General features: G+C 62.7%; 15 protein-coding genes. 1 reads left to right on the plus strand and 14 read right to left on the minus strand.

Annotation, left to right across the window (positions count from 1 at the left end; translation table 11 throughout):
* The first annotated feature begins 103 nt into the window (after nucleotides 1-103).
* Nucleotides 104-5335 (plus strand): NEL-type E3 ubiquitin ligase domain-containing protein, encoded by a 5232-nt coding sequence (locus ACZYR5_RS09730; RefSeq protein WP_489089424.1) that lies wholly within the window; start codon nucleotides 104-106, stop codon nucleotides 5333-5335.
* Between the two features lie 188 nt (nucleotides 5336-5523).
* Here ACZYR5_RS09730 and ureC read toward each other — a convergent pair whose 3' ends face one another.
* The 14 genes from ureC to ACZYR5_RS09800 all read right to left on the minus strand — a co-directional run bounded on the left by ureC (nucleotide 5524) and on the right by ACZYR5_RS09800 (nucleotide 20152).
* The gene (ureC, locus tag ACZYR5_RS09735; RefSeq protein ID WP_489089425.1) at nucleotides 5524-7224 is read right to left on the minus strand and encodes an urease subunit alpha; all 1701 of its coding nucleotides are present in this window, start codon (nucleotides 7222-7224) and stop codon (nucleotides 5524-5526) included.
* A 111-nt stretch (nucleotides 7225-7335) separates the two neighbouring features.
* Nucleotides 7336-7641: an urease subunit beta gene (locus ACZYR5_RS09740; RefSeq protein WP_489089426.1), complete on the minus strand. Its 306-nt coding sequence runs from the start codon at nucleotides 7639-7641 to the stop codon at nucleotides 7336-7338.
* Nucleotides 7638-8174, minus strand: coding sequence for a GNAT family N-acetyltransferase (locus ACZYR5_RS09745; protein WP_489089427.1), 537 nt, complete (start codon nucleotides 8172-8174; stop codon nucleotides 7638-7640). Before ACZYR5_RS09745 ends, ACZYR5_RS09740 begins: the two co-directional genes overlap by 4 nt.
* Before the next feature lie 6 nt (nucleotides 8175-8180).
* Nucleotides 8181-8714 carry a GNAT family N-acetyltransferase gene (locus tag ACZYR5_RS09750; protein ID WP_489089428.1) on the minus strand — a complete coding sequence of 178 codons (534 nt, stop codon included), beginning with the start codon at nucleotides 8712-8714 and terminating at the stop codon, nucleotides 8181-8183.
* Nucleotides 8715-8723: 9 nt separating this feature from the next.
* Nucleotides 8724-9026, minus strand: a complete 303-nt coding sequence (gene ureA / locus ACZYR5_RS09755) for an urease subunit gamma (RefSeq protein WP_007907366.1) — start codon at nucleotides 9024-9026, stop codon at nucleotides 8724-8726.
* Between the two features lie 37 nt (nucleotides 9027-9063).
* Nucleotides 9064-9903 carry an urease accessory protein UreD gene (locus tag ACZYR5_RS09760; RefSeq protein WP_489089429.1) on the minus strand — a complete coding sequence of 280 codons (840 nt, stop codon included), beginning with the start codon at nucleotides 9901-9903 and terminating at the stop codon, nucleotides 9064-9066.
* A 30-nt stretch (nucleotides 9904-9933) separates the two neighbouring features.
* On the minus strand, nucleotides 9934-10632 hold the full coding sequence (gene urtE, locus ACZYR5_RS09765) for an urea ABC transporter ATP-binding subunit UrtE (protein WP_489089430.1): 699 nt from the start codon (nucleotides 10630-10632) through the stop codon (nucleotides 9934-9936).
* A gap of 132 nt (nucleotides 10633-10764) precedes the next feature.
* On the minus strand, nucleotides 10765-11625 hold the full coding sequence (urtD, locus tag ACZYR5_RS09770; RefSeq protein ID WP_489089431.1) for an urea ABC transporter ATP-binding protein UrtD: 861 nt from the start codon (nucleotides 11623-11625) through the stop codon (nucleotides 10765-10767).
* Nucleotides 11622-12701, minus strand: a complete 1080-nt coding sequence (urtC, locus tag ACZYR5_RS09775; RefSeq protein WP_489089432.1) for an urea ABC transporter permease subunit UrtC — start codon at nucleotides 12699-12701, stop codon at nucleotides 11622-11624. The genes urtD and urtC overlap by 4 nt, the downstream gene beginning before the upstream one ends.
* On the minus strand, nucleotides 12701-14203 hold the full coding sequence (gene urtB, locus ACZYR5_RS09780) for an urea ABC transporter permease subunit UrtB (protein ID WP_489089433.1): 1503 nt from the start codon (nucleotides 14201-14203) through the stop codon (nucleotides 12701-12703). Before urtB ends, urtC begins: the two co-directional genes overlap by 1 nt.
* Before the next feature lie 156 nt (nucleotides 14204-14359).
* A complete protein-coding gene (gene urtA / locus ACZYR5_RS09785; RefSeq protein ID WP_027617592.1) occupies nucleotides 14360-15625 on the minus strand; it encodes an urea ABC transporter substrate-binding protein in 1266 nt (421 codons plus the stop codon).
* A gap of 260 nt (nucleotides 15626-15885) precedes the next feature.
* Nucleotides 15886-16308, minus strand: a complete 423-nt coding sequence (locus ACZYR5_RS09790; RefSeq protein ID WP_489089434.1) for a hypothetical protein — start codon at nucleotides 16306-16308, stop codon at nucleotides 15886-15888.
* Nucleotides 16309-16537: 229 nt separating this feature from the next.
* Nucleotides 16538-17920 carry a PepSY-associated TM helix domain-containing protein gene (locus ACZYR5_RS09795; protein WP_489089435.1) on the minus strand — a complete coding sequence of 461 codons (1383 nt, stop codon included), beginning with the start codon at nucleotides 17918-17920 and terminating at the stop codon, nucleotides 16538-16540.
* 102 nt (nucleotides 17921-18022) lie between these two features.
* The gene (locus tag ACZYR5_RS09800; protein WP_489089436.1) at nucleotides 18023-20152 is read right to left on the minus strand and encodes a TonB-dependent copper receptor; all 2130 of its coding nucleotides are present in this window, start codon (nucleotides 20150-20152) and stop codon (nucleotides 18023-18025) included.
* Nucleotides 20153-20222: the final 70 nt, after the last annotated feature.

A 20222-nucleotide genomic window follows, 5' to 3' on the forward strand; every position in this document is an offset into this window, starting at 1 on the left:
GCCTGGCCTGTTAAGGCGCCGGGCTGAGCAGTTATTTGGACTTTTGTTTCATCGACAGGTGAATAAGCTGATAGCTCTTTTCCTGTTATCAAGGTGATTCAAAGTGTCTGACTTGCATGGAAGCAACTCAAAGAAACAGCCGCCTGAAAGCCACGGCAGGCATTACCGCCGTGTCGATGACGCGATTCCCGCCGCGATCAAACAAGCGCCGCTGGCGAGGCTGGAAACCCTACCGACGCTTACCCCCAAAACTCCTGAATGGTATGACGACGCACGGCAAATCGACCGTCTGTACTTGAAGGATTTGCTGAGCGAACAGGCACGCCTGCAAGGTGTGCTGGACATCACACTGGGCAACTTGCAGCACGACATCAATGCCTTTGCCGAACCCCTGCTCAAGACGTCATTGCAGACCACCTTCAGTACCGTACAGAACTTCGACGAACTGACCCTGCAACTTGAAGTGCCAAGCACCATCGTCTTTGGCATCGATACCGGCGCCAGTCGTATCCGCTATTGCTCGCTGTTGGAAGCGGCCTTGCACAACTTCGAAGAGTACGAGACCCAAGCCGGCGCCTTTCGCGACAGTTCGGGTGTTTATCGCCCGGATCAACCAGGCCGTTCCAGCCTGGAGCCCGCCATCAGCGTGGCAGCCTTTGCCTCGATGTGCCGAACACTGGACATCGGCGGTCAGTATCAACGACACATCCAGTCCGTCCTGTTGCCCGATACTGAAGTCGCCAGGGTCAAGCTGCAGCAGGACAGTGTCGCTAGCGAAAAGGCCAGTTTCCATGTGGCGGCGCTGATCGCCCTGTTGAGGGGGGATATCAGCGGTCATGCCTACGCCCAGTTGGGGCGAATACGGGAAGGACAGGCCAATGTCACGCTGTACGAACAGCCCCTGCTTTGCCATCGATTATCGTTGATGGGCTTCAGGCTGACCGGCATCACCCTGTTCAGTGCCGTCAGCATTCCAAGCGAAATCAAAAAGGCAATCGATGCGCTGACCCCGTCCACGTGGAAGCTGTTGCTCGGCCTTGTATCCGACACCCCCGAGATGTCCATACCGGCTTTCGAACAGTTCAAACTGCTGCAGACCTACTTCGCCAACGGCTCCCAGGGTGTCACCGAGGAGTTGTTGCGCCGCGAGGACATTCATCTACAAAGCCGCTTGTCCGGTTCGTTGATCGCCTATGTGCCGGATGATCCGGATCACCCGCTGAAGGAGTATTCGTCGTTCAGCGCGTTCATGCAGGCGCTGTTGGGGCAGCTACGCAACAAGGATTACCAGGCGTTTTTCAGCCGTTTCGTCGCCCAGCAGGACAAGGGGCTGTTCTTCACCCGGGTCAACGAACGTCTTACGACTTACACCTGGCACGAGCGCGAACCACTGGACCCGGGCCCCTGGTGGCGCGAAACGGCGGTGGAAAACCCCGATGCCGAACCCATCACCAACCAGATCGCCGGCGATCTGTGGATCGCGCTGTTTGTGGCGCGGCGTGACAAGGCGATTGCCGATGCCCGGTTGATCGCCGTACCGACCGACGACGAAGACGCCACCTCGCGCTTCAAGCGCCTGACCAGCTACCTGTCGATCGGCTGGAACGTCTTCAACTTTGCCGCGATGCTGGTGCCCGGCCTGGGGGAAGCGCTGCTGGGCCTGATGATTGCGCAGATGCTGGCCGAAGTGGCCGAAGGGGTCGAGGACTGGCGCAAGGGCGACAAGGAAGAAGCCGCGGCCTACATCAATGGGGTCTTGATCAACTTCGCGCAGTTGGCGCTGATGAGCGCCGGTCATGTGTTGCCCAGCGGCGGGGTGACGCCGATCAAGGTCTCGCCCTTTGTCGAAGGGCTCAAGCCGGTGGAAGTCGGCGGCAAGTCGCGATTGTGGAACCCTGACCTGGCGCCCTATGAGAATCGGGGGCCATTGCCCGAAGGCCTGAAGCCCAATGACTTGGGGCTGGTGCAACACCAGGGCCAGGAGTTCGTGGCGCTGGCGGATAAATACTACCGGGTCAGGAAAGACCCACTCAGTGGCCAGTACCGCATCGCCCATCCCGAGCGGGCGGAGACCTACACTCCCGAGCTCAGGCATAACGGCAGCGGTGCCTGGAGCCATGAAGTGGAACAGCCGCGGACATGGCAGGGGACGCCGTTGATGCGGCGCCTGGGACATCGGGTCAGTCAGTACAGCGACATCGAACTGGAGCAGATTCGCCGGGTCAGCGGGATCGACGACAGTGTCCTGCGCAGAATGCATGTCGACAACCAGCCGCCAGCGACGATCCTCGAGGACACCCTGCAGCGCTTTGACACCTACCGCAAAGTCGAGGGCTTGATTGCCGATTTGAACCACGGCGCTGCTGTCGAAGAGCCGCTGCAGCCCGTGCAGGTCATGCACCGCTACGGCCAGTGGCCAGACAACCTGCTGTTGCAGATTGTCGATGGTCAGGGCGGCAAACTCGGCGAGTTCGGTCCGCCAGCGGGCAAGGCTGAGGTCATGAACGTGGTGCTTGTCGAAGAGACGCAAGTGCGCGACGGGCAGCTGCTGCAAAGACTGCTGGAACGCCTTGATCAGCGCGACACCAATACCTTGCTCGGTCAACGCCCCGACGCCCCGCTTGAGGCCATGGCGGCGCGCGTTGAATCGCTGCGCGGGCGCATCGCCGAGGTTGCCCGGCAGCATAAGGCCGAGTGGTTCGCCGACCTGTACCGCGCTTCAAGCTCCAGCAATGACCCTCGACTTGCGCTGATCCAGTCGCGTTTCCCCAGCGTTCCGAGCAATGCGATCGAACAACTGCTGGCCGAGGCCAGCAGCACAGAGCGCGAGCAAATGTCGCAGTGGAATTTCGCCGACACCCTGCAAACCAAGCCCATCCCCCTGCGCCTGTCGGAGGCGTTGCGCAGCCTGCAACGTGAGGTGCGAGTGTCGCGCGCCTACGAGGGGTTTTATCTTCAAGCCCTGATGAATCGAGATACCGAGGCGCTGTTGCTCGGCTCCCTGGAGAAACTGCCCGGTTGGTCGAATGACCTGCGCCTGGAAGTTCGCGAGGGAACGTTCCGCGGCGGCTTGCGGGCCAGTGTCGGCCCGCAGGATGCCGCCGGTCGCAAGGTCCTGGTGCGAGACGAGCAGGGCCAATACGCGGCGCGCGATCAGGACGATGGGCAGTTGCACGGCCCCGATGACTTCTACGCCGCGCTGCAGCATGCCTTGCCGGATCAGCAGTGCACGGCCATAGGGTTGCCGCATGTGGGGCAGGGGGCGGATTTGCAGGCGCTGCTCGACGAACACCTGCTGACGCCGATCGAGTTGCGCGCGCAGTTGCGCATGCAACCGGTCAAACCCGGGTTCCGGGCGCCGCAACGTCTGGCCGATGGGCGCCTGGGCTATCCGTTGAGCGGCCGTGGCGCGGGCATGAGTCCGCAGCTCGCGGCCTATACGGCGCGGGCACGCAAGCTTTTTCCCGGCTATCTCGACGGTCAGATCGAGCGCTTTGTGCAGTCGTTGGGAGCGGATGGCGAGCTGTACCTGACCAATTTCGAGGCCGAGTTTCAACGGCTGCTTGATGGCTCGCAGCAATGGGTCGATACCCCGACCACCCGTGTCCTGGCGGATGGCAGCCGGGTGGCGGTCGAGCCGCTGGAGAAAAAAATGGTCGCGGAGCTGCTCAGGCGCAGTTGGCAAAAATTGAGCGCCAGGTTCAGCGCGTTCGGCTATCCACGGGGTTACGAGCTGGTGCTCAAGGGGCGCCGAGCCGGGGCACTGCCGGCGCTGGAAGCCGACTTCGAGCGGGTGGAGTTTGTCGACCTGAGTGACATGGACCTGGAGGCGGCACCCAATGAGTTTCTTGATTCGTTTCCCGACGTCCGCTGGTTGGATCTGCGCAGTAACCGACTGGTCGATGTCCCCACGCAACTGGAGGGCAAGGCCAATCTGGTGGGGCTGAATCTTTCCAGTAATAACATCCGCTTGTCCGCCGATGAGGCGAGCACCCTGTCGCGTGCGAGAACCCTGAAAAAACTCCAGCTCAGTCACAACCCGTTGCAACGCACGCCTGACTTCAGCCAGATGATCGAGCTGACCGAGATCCGCCTGCAGGGCACCGGAATCAGCCAATGGCCGAGCGGGGTGGAAAATCTGCGGCAACTGGAGATGCTCGACCTGCGTGACAATCAGCTCACCACCTTCCCCGAATGGGCGGTCAATCCGCCTGCCGAACAGGCCGCAGTGATCGATCGGTTGCTGCGGGTCACCGAACTGAATGGCAACCCACTGTCCGAACAGGGTCTGCAGCAATATGCGGACATTCTGGAGCGCATCTACCAGAACGACAGCGAGATAGGCCTGGTGCCGGCACCTGCCGACCTACCCGCCGAGCGTGGCGCAGCGGGGGGCGAGTTGGCGCCATCGACGCAACGGGTTGATCCTTGGCTCACGGATGCTTCAGACGCGGACAAGGTGGCATGGAGGGAGTTATGGACGCTACTGGAGCAGGACACTCCCCTGGATCAGGGCAGCGAGGAATTCTTCCGTCTGCTGGAAAAATTGCGCCAGAGCGAGGAATACCGAAAGGCCTATCCCGACTTGCAAGCGCGGGTCTGGACGGTGCTCAAGGCGGCGTCAGAAAATGCCGAGTTGCGCGCGGAACTGTTCGAAGCCGCGGGCGAACCGCAAACCTGCAGTGATCGGGCGGCGCTGGTGTTCAGCACGCTGGAGGTGAAGGTGCAGATCCACAACGCCCTGGCGCGGGTCGGCGATCGGGGGGCCGGCCTGGAACTGTTGAAGCTGGCCAAGGGGCTGTTTCGCCTGGACCAGGTCGAGGAGTTCGCGCTCCTCGACATTCAGGAGCAGGTACGAGCGATCATGCGCGCCGGCCTGGGCAAGCGCGAAACCGGCAGGCGTCTGATACTGCTGGACCAGATTGAAGTCCGCCTGTCTTACCGGGTTGGCCTGCGCGACCGGCTGGAGTTGCCGGGGCAGCCGACCCGGGCGCAATACACCGGCTCGCAGTATGTGTCCGAGGCCAAGCTCAATGCAGCGGTGGAGCAGATCGCGAGTCTGAATAATTCCCAGGCTGAAATTGACTCGATTGCGGGGCGGGATTTCTGGGTCGCCTATCTCAAAGACAAATACCGCTCGCGGTTTGATCTGGGCGTCGAGCCGATACTGGAGCGCCTGGATGCACTGGAAGCCACCCAGGAAACCTTGACCAGCCAGCAGTACAACACGCAGATCAGCGCACTGTCGGCCGAAGCCGAAGAGGTGAAGCGCAAGCTGGTGAGTCTGTTGACCCCCCAGGAAATACTCGATCTGGAAGACGCGACGTCGCGCTAGTTGCTGCAGTAACCAGCTCGAGCCCCGAATGCCAATGCTGTGCAGTTATGGTTTTTGTAGGAGCAGCCGGACGACGCGCCGCGTTCATCCAGGATGTCCGCGTAATCGTTAACGTTTTTCGCGAGCAAGCTCGCTCCTACAAAATCTTGAACTGCGCCGCAATCTGTATTCGGGGTTTTTACGTGGGGCTAGAACAGGAAATAACGCTGCGCCATCGGCAGCACATCCGCCGGTTCGCACCACAACAATTCACCGTCGGCCTTGACCTGATAAGTCTGCGGATCCACCTCGATGTCCGGCAGGTAGTCGTTGTGGATCAGGTCGGTTTTCTGCACGTCGCGGCAGCCCTTGACCACGGCGATGGTCTTCTTCAACCCCAACTGCTCCGGTAGTCCGGCGTCGTGGGCGGCCTGGCTGATGAAGGTCAGGCTGGTGGCGTGCAGCGAACCGCCGAAGCTGGCGAACATCGGTCGGTAGTGCACCGGTTGTGGGGTCGGGATCGAGGCGTTGGCGTCGCCCATCAAGCTCGCCGCAATGGCCCCGCCCTTGATGATCAGTGTCGGTTTGACCCCAAAGAACGCCGGGCGCCAGAGCACCAGGTCGGCCCATTTGCCCACTTCGATCGAGCCCACTTCATGGCTGATGCCGTGAGTGATCGCCGGGTTGATGGTGTATTTGGCGATGTAGCGTTTGGCGCGGAAGTTGTCGTTGTCCGCGCCATCGCCGGGCAACGGGCCGCGCTGCTTTTTCATCTTGTCGGCGGTTTGCCAGGTGCGGGTGATGACTTCGCCGACCCGGCCCATGGCCTGGCTGTCGGAGCTGATCATCGAGAAGGCACCGAGGTCGTGGAGGATGTCTTCGGCGGCGATGGTTTCGCGACGGATGCGGCTTTCGGCGAAGGCCACGTCTTCGGCAATGCTTGGGTCCAGGTGGTGGCAGACCATCAGCATGTCGAGGTGTTCGTCGATGGTGTTGCGGGTAAACGGCCGGGTCGGGTTGGTCGAGCTGGGCAGCACGTTGGCAAACCCACAGGCCTTGATGATATCTGGCGCATGCCCGCCACCGGCGCCTTCGGTGTGGTAGGTGTGAATGGTCCGGCCCTTGAAGGCGGCGAGGGTGGTTTCGACGAAGCCCGACTCGTTGAGGGTGTCGGTGTGGATCGCCACCTGCACGTCGAACTGGTCGGCCACGCTCAGGCAGTTGTCGATGCTCGCCGGGGTGGTGCCCCAGTCCTCGTGCAGCTTGAGGCCGATGGCGCCGGCCCGGACCTGCTCGATCAACGGCTCCGGCAGGCTGGCGTTGCCCTTGCCGGTGAGGCCGATGTTCATCGCGAAGGCATCGGCGGCCTGGAGCATGCGCGCCAGGTGCCAGGGGCCCGAGGTGCAGGTGGTGGCGTTGGTGCCGGTGGCCGGGCCGGTGCCGCCGCCGATCATGGTGGTGACGCCGCTCATCAACGCCTCTTCGATTTGCTGCGGGCAGATGAAGTGGATGTGGGTGTCGATGCCGCCGGCGGTGAGGATCATGCCTTCGCCGGCAATCACTTCGGTGCTGGCGCCAATCGCGATGTTCACGTTGGGCTGGATATCCGGATTGCCGGCCTTGCCGATGGCCGCGATGCGCCCGTCCTTGAGGCCGACATCGGCCTTGACGATGCCCCAGTGGTCGATGATCAGCGCGTTGGTGATCAGGGTGTCGACCACCTCTGCGGCGAGCAGCTGGCTTTGGCCCTGTCCGTCGCGGATGACCTTGCCGCCACCGAATTTCACTTCTTCGCCGTAGGTGGTGAAGTCCTTCTCGACCTCGATCCACAGCTCGGTATCGGCCAGGCGGACCTTGTCACCGACGGTGGGGCCGAACATGTCGGCGTAGGCTTGTCTTGAGATTTTCATGCGCATGCCTTGGGATTCAATTGGGTTTTAGATCGCTCGCGGAGCTCGCTTTCGCGGGCAAGCCCGCTCCTACAGGGGCGAGCCGTTTCCCACAGGGGGGGCAGGCGTTGTTTAGAGGTCGCCCATGATTCGTCCGGCAAAGCCGAACACGCGGCGGTGACCTGCGAGATCAACCAGCTCGACCTCCCGGCTTTGCCCCGGCTCGAAGCGCACGGCGGTGCCGGCGGGGATGTTCAGGCGCATGCCGCGGCTGGCGGCGCGGTCGAACATCAGCGCGTCGTTGGTCTCGAAAAAGTGATAGTGCGAGCCGACCTGGATCGGCCGGTCGCCACGGTTGGCCACGGTCAGGCTCAGGGTGCGGCGGCCGGCGTTGAGTTCGATCTCGCCGGGCTGGATCCGGTATTCGCCAGGAATCATGCAGGTTGTCCCAGGGTCTTGAAGTAGATGGCGGTCGGCGCGTAATGGCCGGCCGGACTTTGGCAATAGTTCGGCAACTCGCCGACACGGGTGTAGCCCAGCGCCTGATAGAAAGCTTCTGCGGCCGAACCGGCTTCGGTGTCCAGGTACAGCAAGCCACGCTGATGCTGGCGGGCGGCGAGCTCCAGGGCGCTCATCAGTTGCTGCCCGAGGCCGCGCCGACGCGCCTGGTGCAACACCAGGAGCTTCTGCACTTCGGCGCGATTGCGCCCGTTGGCTTTCTGGCACAGCCCCAGTTGCACGCTGGCGAGGACTTTTTCCTCGTCGTCGACCACCACCCACAGCAACAGGCTGCCGTGCTCAAGATCGGCCTGCACGCTATTGATGTAGGCGTGCGCCTGGGTCTCATCGACATCGGCGAGGAAACCAATCGACGCGCCGTGCTCCACCGCATCGAGCAGCAGGTTGATAAGACCCCGGCGATAGTGGGCAAAGCTCTCGGCGTTGACCCGGCGTAGTTGGGCAGCGTTCATCGTGGCTTACTCCTTGTTGACGAGGGGAGGCTCCGAGCCTGGGTTGAGGGTCAGTTGCATGAAGGTCAGGTCCAGCCAGCGGCCGAACTTGGTGCCCACTTGCGGCATCTGCCCGGTGGTGATGAAACCGATGCGCTCATGCAGGCGGATGGACGCGGCGTTACCGCTTTCGATGGCCGCGACCATCACGTGCTTGCCGCAGTCCCGAGCGCGTTCTATCAGTACTTCCATCAGTCGTGGGCCGAGGCCGTTGCCGCGTTGGTCGCTGCGCACATAGACCGAGTGTTCGACGGTGTGGCGGAAGCCGTCGAACGGCCGCCAGTCGCCGAAGGAGGCGTAGCCCAGCACGCGCTCGGCGGTGTCGACGATCACCAGGATCGGATAGCCCTGGGCCTGACGGGCACTGAACCAGGCCTGGCGATTACCAAGGTCGACCGCCTGCTCGTTCCAGATCGCCGTCGTATTGAGCACCGCGTCGTTGTAGATGTCGCGAATCGCTGGCAGGTCGGCGTGCAGGGCATCGCGGATGGCATAAGTCATGGGCGGATCTCAGGCGATGGGTTGATGGACGGTGACCAGCTTGGTGCCGTCGGGGAAAGTGGCTTCGACCTGGATTTCGGGGATCATTTCCGGGATGCCTTCCATCACCTGTTCACGGCTCAGCAGGGTCGTACCAAAGTGCATCAACTCGGCCACGGTCTGGCCGTCGCGCGCACCTTCAAGCAGTGCGGCGGAGATGTAGGCCATGGCTTCCGGGTAGTTCAGTTTCACGCCGCGGGCCAGCCTGCGCTCGGCTACCAGGCCGGCGGTGAAGATCAACAGCTTGTCTTTTTCGCGTGGGGTCAGGTCCATCGTTGAGAATCCATGGTCGGCAGATAAAGGGGCATATTCAGGTGTTCCAGATGCGCGGCGCGAGTGCTTCGCGGCCGAGCAACGCCGGGCGCAGCAGCCGCCACAAGGCAATTAACCAGGCGCGCGCCAGCAATGCTTCACTGGCCAGGCAGCGTGCGACCAGCAGGCCGGGCAACTGGGTCAGGTCGCCGCGTACTGGATGGTCCAGCGAGCGGCAGCGTTCCAGCAGTTCGCTGTCGATTTCGCCGGTGACCAGCAAGGTGGCAAACACCGGCTGACCGTCCAGGCCGATTGGCGAGTCGAGCAAACCGTCGTTGCCGACAATGCGCTGGCGCTCGTGCCAGAGCAACTGGCCGTCGCGACGGATGTTCAATTGCGACTGAAAGTGCCCATGCTCGAAGCGCTCGCCACTGGCAGGCCGGCCGAGGGCGATCACGTCCCAATAGAACAACCGGGCGTCGCCCTGCAGGTCGATCGACGTGCTCAGTTCCGCCTGGGCTGCGCTGAAGACGATGGTTTCCTGGGGTAGCCATTCCAGTGTGGCACCGGCCGCCACCGTCACCTCGAGTTGCTGATAGGCGGGACTGTTGGCGCGATACCACTTGGCGGCGCCGGGGCTGGTCAGTTGCGCCCAGGCGTCGCGCTCGACGTTGGCGCTGATGTCCAGCCGGTCGCCACCGGCAATCCCGCCTGGCGGGTGGACGATGATGTGCTGGCAGGCCTGCGGACCCTCGGCGTACAGGTGTTTTTGCACCCGCAGCGGACCGCTGTGGCGGCGCAGAGTTGGCCGGGTGCTGTCACCGAAGCGGGCGTAGCCGAGTTGCAGTTCGGCGTGCCAGCTGGGCGTGAATAGAGCATGAGGGGCAGGGGCAGTCATATTTTCCAGTTATCGTCAGGACGCTACAGACTAGATCGTTACCAGGCCGCGTACACCTTCGGCCTCCATGTTTTCGCCACGACCTTGCTGGACGATTTCCCCGCGCGACATCACCAGGTACTGGTCGGCCAGTTCGGCGGCAAAGTCGTAGAACTGCTCCACCAGCAGGATCGCCATGTCGCCGCGCGCCGCCAGTTGTTTGATCACCGAGCCGATCTCCTTGATCACTGAAGGTTGAATGCCTTCGGTGGGCTCGTCGAGGATCAACAGGCGCGGACGGCTGGCCAGGGCGCGGCCGATCGCCAACTGTTGCTGTTGCCCGCCGGACAGGTCGCCACCGCGTCGCTGCTTCATTTGCAGCAACACCGGGAACAGCTCGTAGATGAACGCTGGTACTTCCTTGGCTTCGCTGCCGGGAAAACGCGAAAGGCCCATCAGCAGGTTTTCCTCCACCGTCAGCCGCGGAAAGATTTCCCGGCCCTGGGGCACATAGGCAATCCCCGCCTGCACGCGCTGGTGCGGCTTGAAACCGGTGATGGCCTTGCCCTCCCAGTTCACCGCGCCTTCTTTGGCCGGCAACAGGCCCATCAGGCATTTGAGCAGGGTGGTCTTGCCCACGCCATTACGCCCGAGCAGGCAGGTGACTTCGCCGACCTTCACCTCAAAGCTCAGGCCGCGCAGGATGTGGCTACCGCCGTAGTATTGGTGCAGTTTTTCGATTTGCAGCATTCTCAAAACTCTCCTCAAGTCCCTTGTGGGAGCTGGCTTGCCAGCGATGGCGGTGTGTCATTCGATAAAGATGTCAGATGTGCCGGCCTCATCGCTGGCAAGCCAGCTCCTACAGGTTTTATGTATGCAGGGCTACCGACCCAAATAAACCTCAATCACCCGCTCATCATCCTGCACCTGCGCCAGCGAGCCCTCGGCCAGCACGCTGCCCTGGTGCAACACGGTGACGTGGTCGGCAATCGAGCCGACGAAGCCCATGTCGTGCTCCACAACCATCAGCGAATGCTTGCCGGCCAGGCGTTTGAACAGTTCGGCGGTGAACTCGGTCTCGGCGTCGGTCATGCCGGCCACCGGTTCGTCGAGCAGCAGCAGTTGCGGGTCTTGCATCAGCAGCATGCCGATTTCCAGGAACTGCTTCTGGCCGTGGGACAACAGGCCTGCCTGGCGCTGAGCCGACGCCGTCAGGCGGATGGTGTCGAGCACTTCGTCGATGCGATCTTTCTGTTCGCCACTGAGCCGCGCCCGCAGGCTGGCCCACACCGACTTGTCGGTCTTTTGCGCCAACTCGAGATTCTCGAACACGCTCAGGGCTTCGAACACCGTCGGCTTCTGGAACTTGCGACCTATCCCGGCCTGCGCGATTTGCACTTCACTCATCTGGGTCAGGTCCAGGGTTTCACCGAACCAGGCCTTGCCGTGAGTGGGCCGGGTCTTGCCGGTGATCACATCCATCAAGGTGGTCTTGCCTGCGCCGTTGGGGCCGATGATGCAGCGCAACTCACCGACGCCGATGTACAGGTTGAGACTGTTCAGAGCCTTGAAACCATCGAAGCTGACGCTGATGTCCTCCAGCGTGAGAATGGTGCCGTGGCGGGTGTTCAAGCCCTTTTCGGCGCGTTGGCCGAGGCCGATGGCATCGCGGCTGCTGCCGGCATCCTTGTTCGGTTCGAGGATCGGTTCGAGCATGAACTCGGCGGTCGCGGTGACTCTCATTGCTCACCTCTTTTTTTCATCAGGCCAATCACGCCTTTGGGCAGGTACAGGGTCACCACGATGAACAGGGCGCCAAGGAAGAACAGCCAGTATTCGGGGAAGGCCACGGTGAACCAGCTCTTCATGCCGTTCACCACGCCGGCGCCCAGCAGCGGGCCGATCAGCGTGCCGCGACCGCCCAGGGCGACCCACACCGCCGCTTCGATGGAGTTGGTCGGCGACATTTCACTGGGGTTGATGATGCCCACCTGCGGCACATACAGCGCCCCGGCCAGGCCACACAACACCGCGCTCAGCACCCAGACGAACAGCTTGAAGCCGCGAGGGTCATAGCCGCAGAACATCAGGCGGTTTTCCGCATCGCGCAGCGCGGTGAGCACCCGGCCGAACTTGCTGCGGGCCAGGCGCCAACCGATGAACAGGCTGCCCACCAGCAACAGCACCGTGGCGAGAAACAGCACGGCGCGGGTGCCGGGTTCGGTGATGCCGAAACCGAGGATGCTGCGGAAGTTGGTGAAGCCGTTGTTGCCGCCAAACCCGGTCTCGTTGCGGAAGAACAGGAGCATGCCGGCGAAGGTCAGGGCCTGGGTCATGATCGAGAAATACACGCCCTTGATCCGCGAGCGGAAGGCGAAGAAGCCGAACACCAGGGCCAGCAGCCCCGGCGCCAACACCACCAGGCACAGGGCCCAGAGAAAGCTGCTGGTGCCGGTCCAGTACCAGGGCAGCTCGGTCCAGGACAGGAAGGTCATGAACGCCGGCAAGCCATCGCCGGCGGCCTGGCGCATCAGGTACATGCCCATGGCGTAGCCGCCGAGGGCGAAGAACAGGCCGTGGCCGAGGGACAGCAGACCGGCATAGCCCCAGACCAGGTCGAGGGCCAGGGCGACAATCGCGTAGCAGAGAATCTTGCCGACCAGGGTCAGGGTGTAGGCCGAGATATGCAGCGCGTTGTCGGCCGGCAACAGCGACAGCAGCGGCAGGCTCAGCAGCAGGGCGAGCACCACGATGCCCACGGCAATCGTCAGCCGCGGTCCGGCTTTTTGCGTGGCGGTAATGAGCAGGGGCTGGTTCATCAGTCGATTACCCGTCCTTTGAGTGCGAAGAGGCCTTGCGGGCGTTTCTGGATGAACAGAATGATCAGCGCCAGGATCAGGATCTTGCCCAGCACCGCACCGATCTGCGGCTCGAGGATTTTGTTGGCGATCCCCAGGCCAAAGGCGGCGAACACGCTACCGGCCAGTTGACCGACGCCACCGAGCACCACCACCAGGAACGAATCGATGATGTAGCTCTGGCCGAGGTCCGGGCCGACGTTGCCGATCTGGCTCAGCGCCACGCCACCGAGGCCGGCGATCCCCGAACCGAGGCCGAAGGCGAGCATGTCCACGCGTCCGGTGGGCACGCCGCAGCAAGCGGCCATGTTGCGGTTCTGCGTCACCGCCCGCACGTTCAGGCCGAGACGGGTCTTGTTCAGCAGCAACCAGGTCAGCACCACCACGAACAGGGCAAAGCCGATAATCACGATGCGGTTGTACGGCAACACCAGGTTGGGCAGCACCTGCACTCCACCCGACAGCCAGGCCGGGTTGGCCACCTCGACGTTCTGCGCGCCGAACAGCAGGCGCACCAGCTGGATCAGCATCAGGCTGATGCCCCAGGTGGCGAGCAGGGTTTCCAATGGTCGGCCGTAGAGATGGCGAATCACCGTGCGTTCCAGGGCCATGCCGATCCCGGCCGTCACGCAGAAGGCCACTGGCAGAGCGAGCAGGGGATAGAACTCGATGGCGTTGGGGGCGAAGCGTTGCAGCAACAACTGCACCACGTAGGTGGAGTAGGCACCGAGCATCAGCATCTCGCCGTGGGCCATGTTGATCACCCCCAGCAAGCCGAAGGTGATTGCCAGGCCGAGGGCCGCCAGCAGCAGGATCGAACCCAGGGACATGCCGCTGAAGGCCTGGCCGAGCAACTCGCCGACCAGCAGCTTGCGCTTGACCTGGCCGAGGCTGGTCTGCGCGGCGGTGAGCACCCCGGCATCGCTTTCCACACCCGGCTCCAGCAGACCTTCGAGGCGCGTGCGGGCCAGTGGGTCGCCGGTTTCACCGAGCAGGCGCACGGCAGCCAGGCGCACCGCGGGGTCAGTGTTGACCAGTTGCAGGTTGGCCAGCGCCAGGCTGAGGGCGGCGTGAACGCCTTCGTCCTGTTCGGCGGCAAGGCGTTGATCGAGGAATTTCAGCTGCGCCGGCTTGGCGCTTTTCTGCAGTTGCTGCGCAGCGCCCAGACGCCGGTGCGCGTCCGCCGCGAGCAGTTGATGACTGGCCAGGGCGGTGTCGATCAGACCCCGCAGGCGATTGTTCAGGCGCAGGGTTTTCGGCTGGCCGTCGATGTTCAGCTCGCCGCGTTGCAGGCCTTCGAGCAGTTCGATGCGCGCCGGGTCGGGCTGTGCGGCCCAGGCTTCAAGCAGCTTGGCTTGCTGCACGGGATTGGCGGCGGCGAAGTCTTCGGCGTCGCCGGCGTGGGCGGCCATCGGCAACCATAGTGCGATGGCGAGGATGAAGCGGTAGAGGGCAGTGGGCATCTCAAATGTCCTGGTCATGCGCGGACCTTGTAGGAGCCGGCTTGCCGGCGAAAGGGACCTGACATTCACCATCAAGTCGCCTGCCAGGCCCTCATCGCGAGCAGGCTCGCTCCTACAGGGTGGTATGTCGGCCTGAGGGGCCGACACCCAGTGGCTTCAGTTACTCTTCACCGCATAATCCGGCTTCTTGTCGTTGCCAGCGATGAACGGGCTCCACGGCTCGGCGCGTACCGGGCCTTCGGTCTGCCAGACCACGTTGAACTGCCCATCGGCCTGGATCTCGCCGATCATCACCGGTTTGTGCAGGTGGTGGTTGGTCTTGTCCATGGTCAGGGTGTAGCCCGACGGGGCGGCGAAGGTCTGGCCGGCGAGGGCTTCGCGAACCTTGTCGACATCGGTGGACTTGGCTTTCTCTGCAGCCTGCGCCCACATGTGGATGCCAACATAGGTCGCTTCCATCGGGTCGTTGGTCACCGCTTTATCGGCGCCCGGCAAGTTGTGTTTCTTGGCGTAGGCTTTCCAGTCGGCGACGAACTTCTGGTTCACCGGGTTATCCACCGATTCGAAGTAGTTCCACGCCGCGAGGTTGCCCACCAGCGGCTTGGTGTCGATGCCGCGCAGTTCTTCTTCGCCCACCGAGAACGCCACCACCGGCACGTCGGTGGCCTTCAGGCCCTGGTTGGCCAGCTCTTTATAGAACGGCACGTTGGAGTCGCCATTGACCGTGGAAATGACCGCGGTTTTGCCGCCGGCCGAGAACTTCTTGATGCTGGCAACGATGGTCTGGTAATCGCTGTGACCGAACGGGGTGTAGACCTCTTCGATGTCTTTGTCGGCGACCCCTTTGCTGTGCAGGAAGGCGCGCAGGATTTTGTTGGTGGTGCGCGGGTAGACGTAGTCGGTGCCCAGCAGGAAGTAGCGTTTGGCACTGCCGCCTTCCTCGCTCATCAGGTATTCCACCGCCGGAATTGCTTGCTGGTTCGGCGCGGCACCGGTGTAGAACACGTTCGGCGACATCTCTTCGCCTTCGTACTGCACCGGGTAGAACAGCAGGCCGTTGAGTTCTTCGAACACCGGCAACACCGATTTACGCGACACCGAGGTCCAGCAACCGAAGACCACGGCGACCTTGTCCTGCGTCAGCAACTGCCGGCCCTTTTCGGCGAACAGCGGCCAGTTGGAGGCCGGGTCGACCACCACCGGTTCGAGCATCTTGCCGTTGACCCCACCCTTGGCATTGATCTCGTCGATGGTCATCAAGGCCATGTCCTTGAGCGAGGTTTCGGAGATCGCCATGGTCCCGGACAACGAGTGCAGGATGCCAACCTTGATGGTCTCGGCGGCCTGGACAGTCCAGGTCATGCCCATCGCGGCAATCGATGCCGATAGTGTGAAAGCCTTGAGCAAGCTGCGACGCTTCATTGTGCGATCTCCATGAACATTTTGAATTTTTCTGGGTTGGCAGATGCGGACTACTGAAGGGGCTTTAGCAAGGGTTGTGCCCGGTCGCGAAAAGGCCGGGAAATGTCGCTTTGAAGCGAGAGGGAGGGCGCGCGGCGCACCGAGATGGGGCTTTCGCGGGGCCGAGTGCGCGGGTGTGCGCGGCATTGGTGCTTGGCGGTTGTGGCGCACGCAGAGGACCACGATCAAAGTCGCCAGCGCCTTGATCGTGGCCGGCAGGATTATTGTTTGATGCAGGTCTCCATGCCATGGCCGCCGCCTTCATACTCCGGGCCGTAATAGAACTTGCTGAAGGAAACCTTGCCGTCGGCTGCGGTTTCGATCGTGGCAATGCCCACGCCGTAGTCTTTCAGCGCGGGGTCGGTGTGAGCGAAGTACATCGCCAGGGCATTGTCCTTGCCCACGGCGAAGCCGTTGTAGAGCGAGTTGTCGGTCAGGGTCAGGGTGAATTTATAGGCGCCATGTTCGCCCGTGCTTTGTGCAGGATCGAGCTGCATATCGACGCGACCTTCGAACGGGCCGATATGACTGTCCATACCCGTGCATTGATACTGGCCCGAATAGTCCGTGCCGGTGAACGGCGGTTGGGCGGCGAGGGCGGGTAGCGAAACAAACGCGAGCGCGGCTGCGATCTTCTTTATCAAGTTGACCTCTTTATATTTCTGTAGGAAAGATGGGAGTCAATAAGTCGGAAGTTGCCATGTCCTCAGCGTTAGATTAATTAACGTCGAGTACATGGCTCGCAGAGTATGGAGTTGGACTTCAGAGGCGCGCAGAGCAAACTCGCGACAGGATTTTTCAGCGCAATACATGCTGACAAGTTGCATGGCCGGGCTTTTCCAGGCACCGGCCATTGCAGAGCTTTTCGCTGACTCAGGTCGATGAGGAAACCGACGCGATACGGCGGTTGACCCGTGCCTGTAGCAGTCGATCCAACACCCATACCACCACCAGCGAAGCCCCCACCAGCGGGAAGGCCACGGCCAGTGCGAGCATGATGAACACGCCGGTTTTCCAGGTGGGCAGGTCATGCCGCAGCGGCGGTACGCCGACCTTGCCTTGCGGGCGGCGCTTCCACCAGATCACCACGCCACTGACGGCGCTGAGCAGGATCATCAGGCAAATCAGCAACACAATGAGTTGATTGGCCAGGCCGAACATCTTGCCTTCATGCAGCATCACGCCCATTTCCGTGGCACGGGCCACCGGGCCGTAATGTTCCCAGCGCACGTCGGCGAGCACCTTGCCGCTGTATTGGTCGATGTGCAGGGTGGCGTCGTTGCGCGGATCGTCGGCGAACACGGCGATGGTGAATACGCCGCTGGCTGTGGTCGGGAAGGTGATGCTGTAACCCGGCTCGACCTGGCGCTGCACGGCAATCTCCTGCACGTCCTGCAGGCTGACGGTGGGGGCCGCCGGTGCGCTGCTGGCGCTGTTGTGGGCCATGTGCTCGGCATGATCGCCGGACATCGGCATCGGCGTGTTTTCCACCGCCCAGGGCACGGTCTGGCGAGCGGCGGTATTGAGGTCGCGGGCTTGCTCATCGGAGGTCGGCACGTTGTCCCACATCGCGGCGGGGAATTTGTTCCAGACCTCGGAATAGGTCTTGCCCCAGAAGCCGGTCCAGGTCATGCCGCTGAGCAGCATCACCAGCAACAGCGCAGCGCCCCAGAACCCGGTGACGGCATGCAGGTCACGCCACAACACTCGGCCACGACTGCTCAGGCGCGGCCACAGAATGCCCGCGCCGCCCTTGCCTCGTGGCCACCAGAGGTAGACGCCGGAAACCACCAGCACCACGCCCCAGCCAGCGGCCATCTCCACCAGCCGGTCACCGACGGTGCCAATCATCAGCTCGCCATGAATCGCCCGAGCGATGGCTTGCAGGTTGTACTTGGCATCCTGATCGCCAAGGATTTCGCCTCGGTACGGATCGACGAACACGTTGAGTTCGCTGTCGGCGGTCTTGACCACGAATTGCGCGCTGCGCTCGGCGTCGACGGCAGGCAGGTACTGGGTGACCTGACCTTTCGGGTAAGCCGCTTGCACCCGGCTGAGCAGGTCGTCGGCGCTGAGGCTGTGATGGCCGGCCGGTACATTCATCAGGTTGCCGTACATCAGTGGATCGAGTTGCGGCTTGAACAGATAGAGGGTGCCGGTCAACGCCAGCATCACCATGAAAGGGGCAACGAACAGCCCGGCATAAAAATGCCAGCGCCAGGCCAGGTTGTAGAAGGACACTTTAGGTTGGCTCATCATTAGCACTCCGCTCGGCTATGCATCTTTTATGTTGTTGTGTCGGTTCGCGAGTTACCCGGCGCCTGCGAACGGCAATGTCCGCAGGTGCCGGCGAAGCCTTTAGAAGCTCATATCCACCTTGGTCCAGAAGGTGCGCCCTGGTTCATTGATCGCTTGTGGATCGCTGGCCGGGTAGCCGAACCCGGCATTCCCGGCCAGGTTCAGATGTTCGGCGTAGTCCTTGCCGAACAGATTGTCGATACCGCTGCTGACCTTCCAATGCGGGTCGATGCGGTAAGCGCCATTGAGGGAGAACACCGCGAAGCCCGGACTCTTGTCGTAGTCCTTGCCCACCACGTTGCCCTTGTTCTGATCGATACGGTTTTGCGCCGCGACTACCCGCCACAAGGCGCCGGCACTCCAGGTGTCCTGGCTGTAGGTCAGGCCGAAGCGCGCGTCCAGCGGCGGCATCTGTGGCAGTGCGGTGTCGTGGGTGGTGTCCTTGCCCCAGGCGTAGGCCAGGGTGGCGTCGGCTTTCCAGTTGGACGTCAGGTTGTAGGCCGCGCCGAGCTCACCGCCCATGATTCGCGCATTGATGTTTTCGGCGCGCGAGCGGGTGCCCATGGCGGTCGGGGTGTAGTCGAACAGGATGTAGTCGTGCACCGTGCCGGCGTAGGCCGAGACCCAGGCTTCGAGGTCGCGGCTCTTGTATTGCAGGCCGATATCCAGTTGCGTGGTTTTCTCTGGCTTGATCGAGTCGAACGCATTCAACGAGCCCACCGGCCCGGAGTTCGGCGAGAACAGCTCCCAGTAATCCGGGAAGCGCTCGGCATGGCCGAGACCGGCGTAGAGCGTGGTCGGGCTGTCTGCCAGATCGTGCTCGTAGCGGATGAAACCGCTGGGCAGCGTGTCGGCGCGGGTGTCGTCGGCGGTCGGGTTGGGCATGCTCATCATCCCGGAGCCGATGCGTTGGCGGAAATCCTTGGCCGAGGCGCGGTCCAGGCGCGCGCCGCTGATCAGTCGATCACGCTCGGCGGCGTACCAGGTCAGTTCGCCGAATACCCCGTAGTTATGGAAGTCGGCGTCCTTGGTGTAGGGCAGGTCCTTGTAGGTGTCGATGCCCATGGCGCTGCGCTGGCGATGTTCGTTGGTCTGCGCATCGAGCCCGCTGATCAATTGCAGGTCGGCCCAGCGCCAGGTGGCCTTGATGCGGGCGCCGAGGGTGCGGCGGTCGACGTTGGAGGCCATGGGACCGGCCATCATCCCGGTGCCGGACGGTGTGCGCAGGCTGTAATTGTCCATCACGTGGTCGGCGTAGTTGTAGTAGACCTGCGCCTCGATTTGCTCGAGCACGTCGCTGATGTTCGACTGCTTGAAACGCAGGCCCAGGCTTTCGCGCTTGAACTGCGAACCGTCCATGCCGCGTCCGGCATAACGTGCTTCGCCGTCGCCCTTGCCGGCGGTCAATTCGAGCAGGGTGTCGGCGTTCGGTGTCCAGCCCAGCGCCACGTCACCGTTCCACTTGTCGTAGCGCGACGGCACGGTGTCGTTGTTGCCGTCCTTGTAGTCGTCGGCGTGTGCGGTGTTGCCGATCACCCGCACGTAGCCCTGGGGACCGCCGGCGGCGGCATCCACGACCTTGTCGAAGCGCCCGCTGGAACCGCCCAGCACGCTGGCGTTGATCCGGCTTCCGAGTTCGCCGAACTGTTCCGGTTCACGGTCGAACAGGATGGTGCCGGCCGAGGCGCCAGGGCCCCAGAGCACGGTTTGCGGGCCCTTGATCACGGTCAGGGTGTCGTAGGTTTCCGGCGAGATGTACGAGGTCGGTGCATCCATCCGCCCGGGGCAGGCGCCCAGCAGCATGCTGCCATTGGTCAGGATGTTCAGCCGCGATCCGAACATGCCGCGCAGCACTGGGTCGCCATTGGTGCCGCCATTGCGCACCAGGGCAAAGCCGGGAATGGTTTTCAGGTAGTCGCCGCCGTCGCTGGCCGGCACTGGTTGGCGCGGGTCCTTGGGGTTGGTGACGACGGTCAGTGGCGAGCTCGGGGCGATGCCGGTGATCACCGTCGGGCTCAGCTCTTCACTGTGCTGGGCATGTTCGGCCGCGGTTTCGGCGGCATGGGCCATGGGCGCCAGCAGCACGCCGCAGAACACCGCGAGGGCGTGTTTGAGGCGAATGCGTGCAGCATCCGGCTTGAGGGAAAGCTGAGCGTCGCTCAGCCGTGAGTCAGCAGAAAACCTGGACATTGAAGGTTCCATCAGTCAGTCGTAAACACACGACCCGCAGCCCGTGGCGTTGATGCGCAACAGGTGGCCG

Source organism: Pseudomonas sp. F007, assembly GCF_057814275.1.

What these genes read in the sequence shown, in the direction of transcription:
- urtC (WP_489089432.1), bottom strand. Translation starts at nt 12,701, where the DNA reads ATGAACCAGCCCCTGCTCATTACCGCCACGCAAAAAGCCGGACCGCGG.
- urtB (WP_489089433.1), bottom strand. Translation starts at nt 14,203, where the DNA reads ATGCCCACTGCCCTCTACCGCTTCATCCTCGCCATCGCACTATGGTTG.
- ACZYR5_RS09745 (WP_489089427.1), bottom strand. Translation starts at nt 8,174, where the DNA reads ATGAACGCTGCCCAACTACGCCGGGTCAACGCCGAGAGCTTTGCCCAC.
- ureA (WP_007907366.1), bottom strand. Translation starts at nt 9,026, where the DNA reads ATGGACCTGACCCCACGCGAAAAAGACAAGCTGTTGATCTTCACCGCC.
- ureC (WP_489089425.1), bottom strand. Translation starts at nt 7,224, where the DNA reads ATGAAAATCTCAAGACAAGCCTACGCCGACATGTTCGGCCCCACCGTC.
- ACZYR5_RS09795 (WP_489089435.1), bottom strand. Translation starts at nt 17,920, where the DNA reads ATGAGCCAACCTAAAGTGTCCTTCTACAACCTGGCCTGGCGCTGGCAT.
- urtE (WP_489089430.1), bottom strand. Translation starts at nt 10,632, where the DNA reads ATGCTGCAAATCGAAAAACTGCACCAATACTACGGCGGTAGCCACATC.
- ACZYR5_RS09750 (WP_489089428.1), bottom strand. Translation starts at nt 8,714, where the DNA reads ATGACTTATGCCATCCGCGATGCCCTGCACGCCGACCTGCCAGCGATT.
- urtA (WP_027617592.1), bottom strand. Translation starts at nt 15,625, where the DNA reads ATGAAGCGTCGCAGCTTGCTCAAGGCTTTCACACTATCGGCATCGATT.
- ACZYR5_RS09800 (WP_489089436.1), bottom strand. Translation starts at nt 20,152, where the DNA reads ATGTCCAGGTTTTCTGCTGACTCACGGCTGAGCGACGCTCAGCTTTCC.
- ACZYR5_RS09760 (WP_489089429.1), bottom strand. Translation starts at nt 9,903, where the DNA reads ATGACTGCCCCTGCCCCTCATGCTCTATTCACGCCCAGCTGGCACGCC.
- ACZYR5_RS09740 (WP_489089426.1), bottom strand. Translation starts at nt 7,641, where the DNA reads ATGATTCCTGGCGAATACCGGATCCAGCCCGGCGAGATCGAACTCAAC.
- urtD (WP_489089431.1), bottom strand. Translation starts at nt 11,625, where the DNA reads ATGAGAGTCACCGCGACCGCCGAGTTCATGCTCGAACCGATCCTCGAA.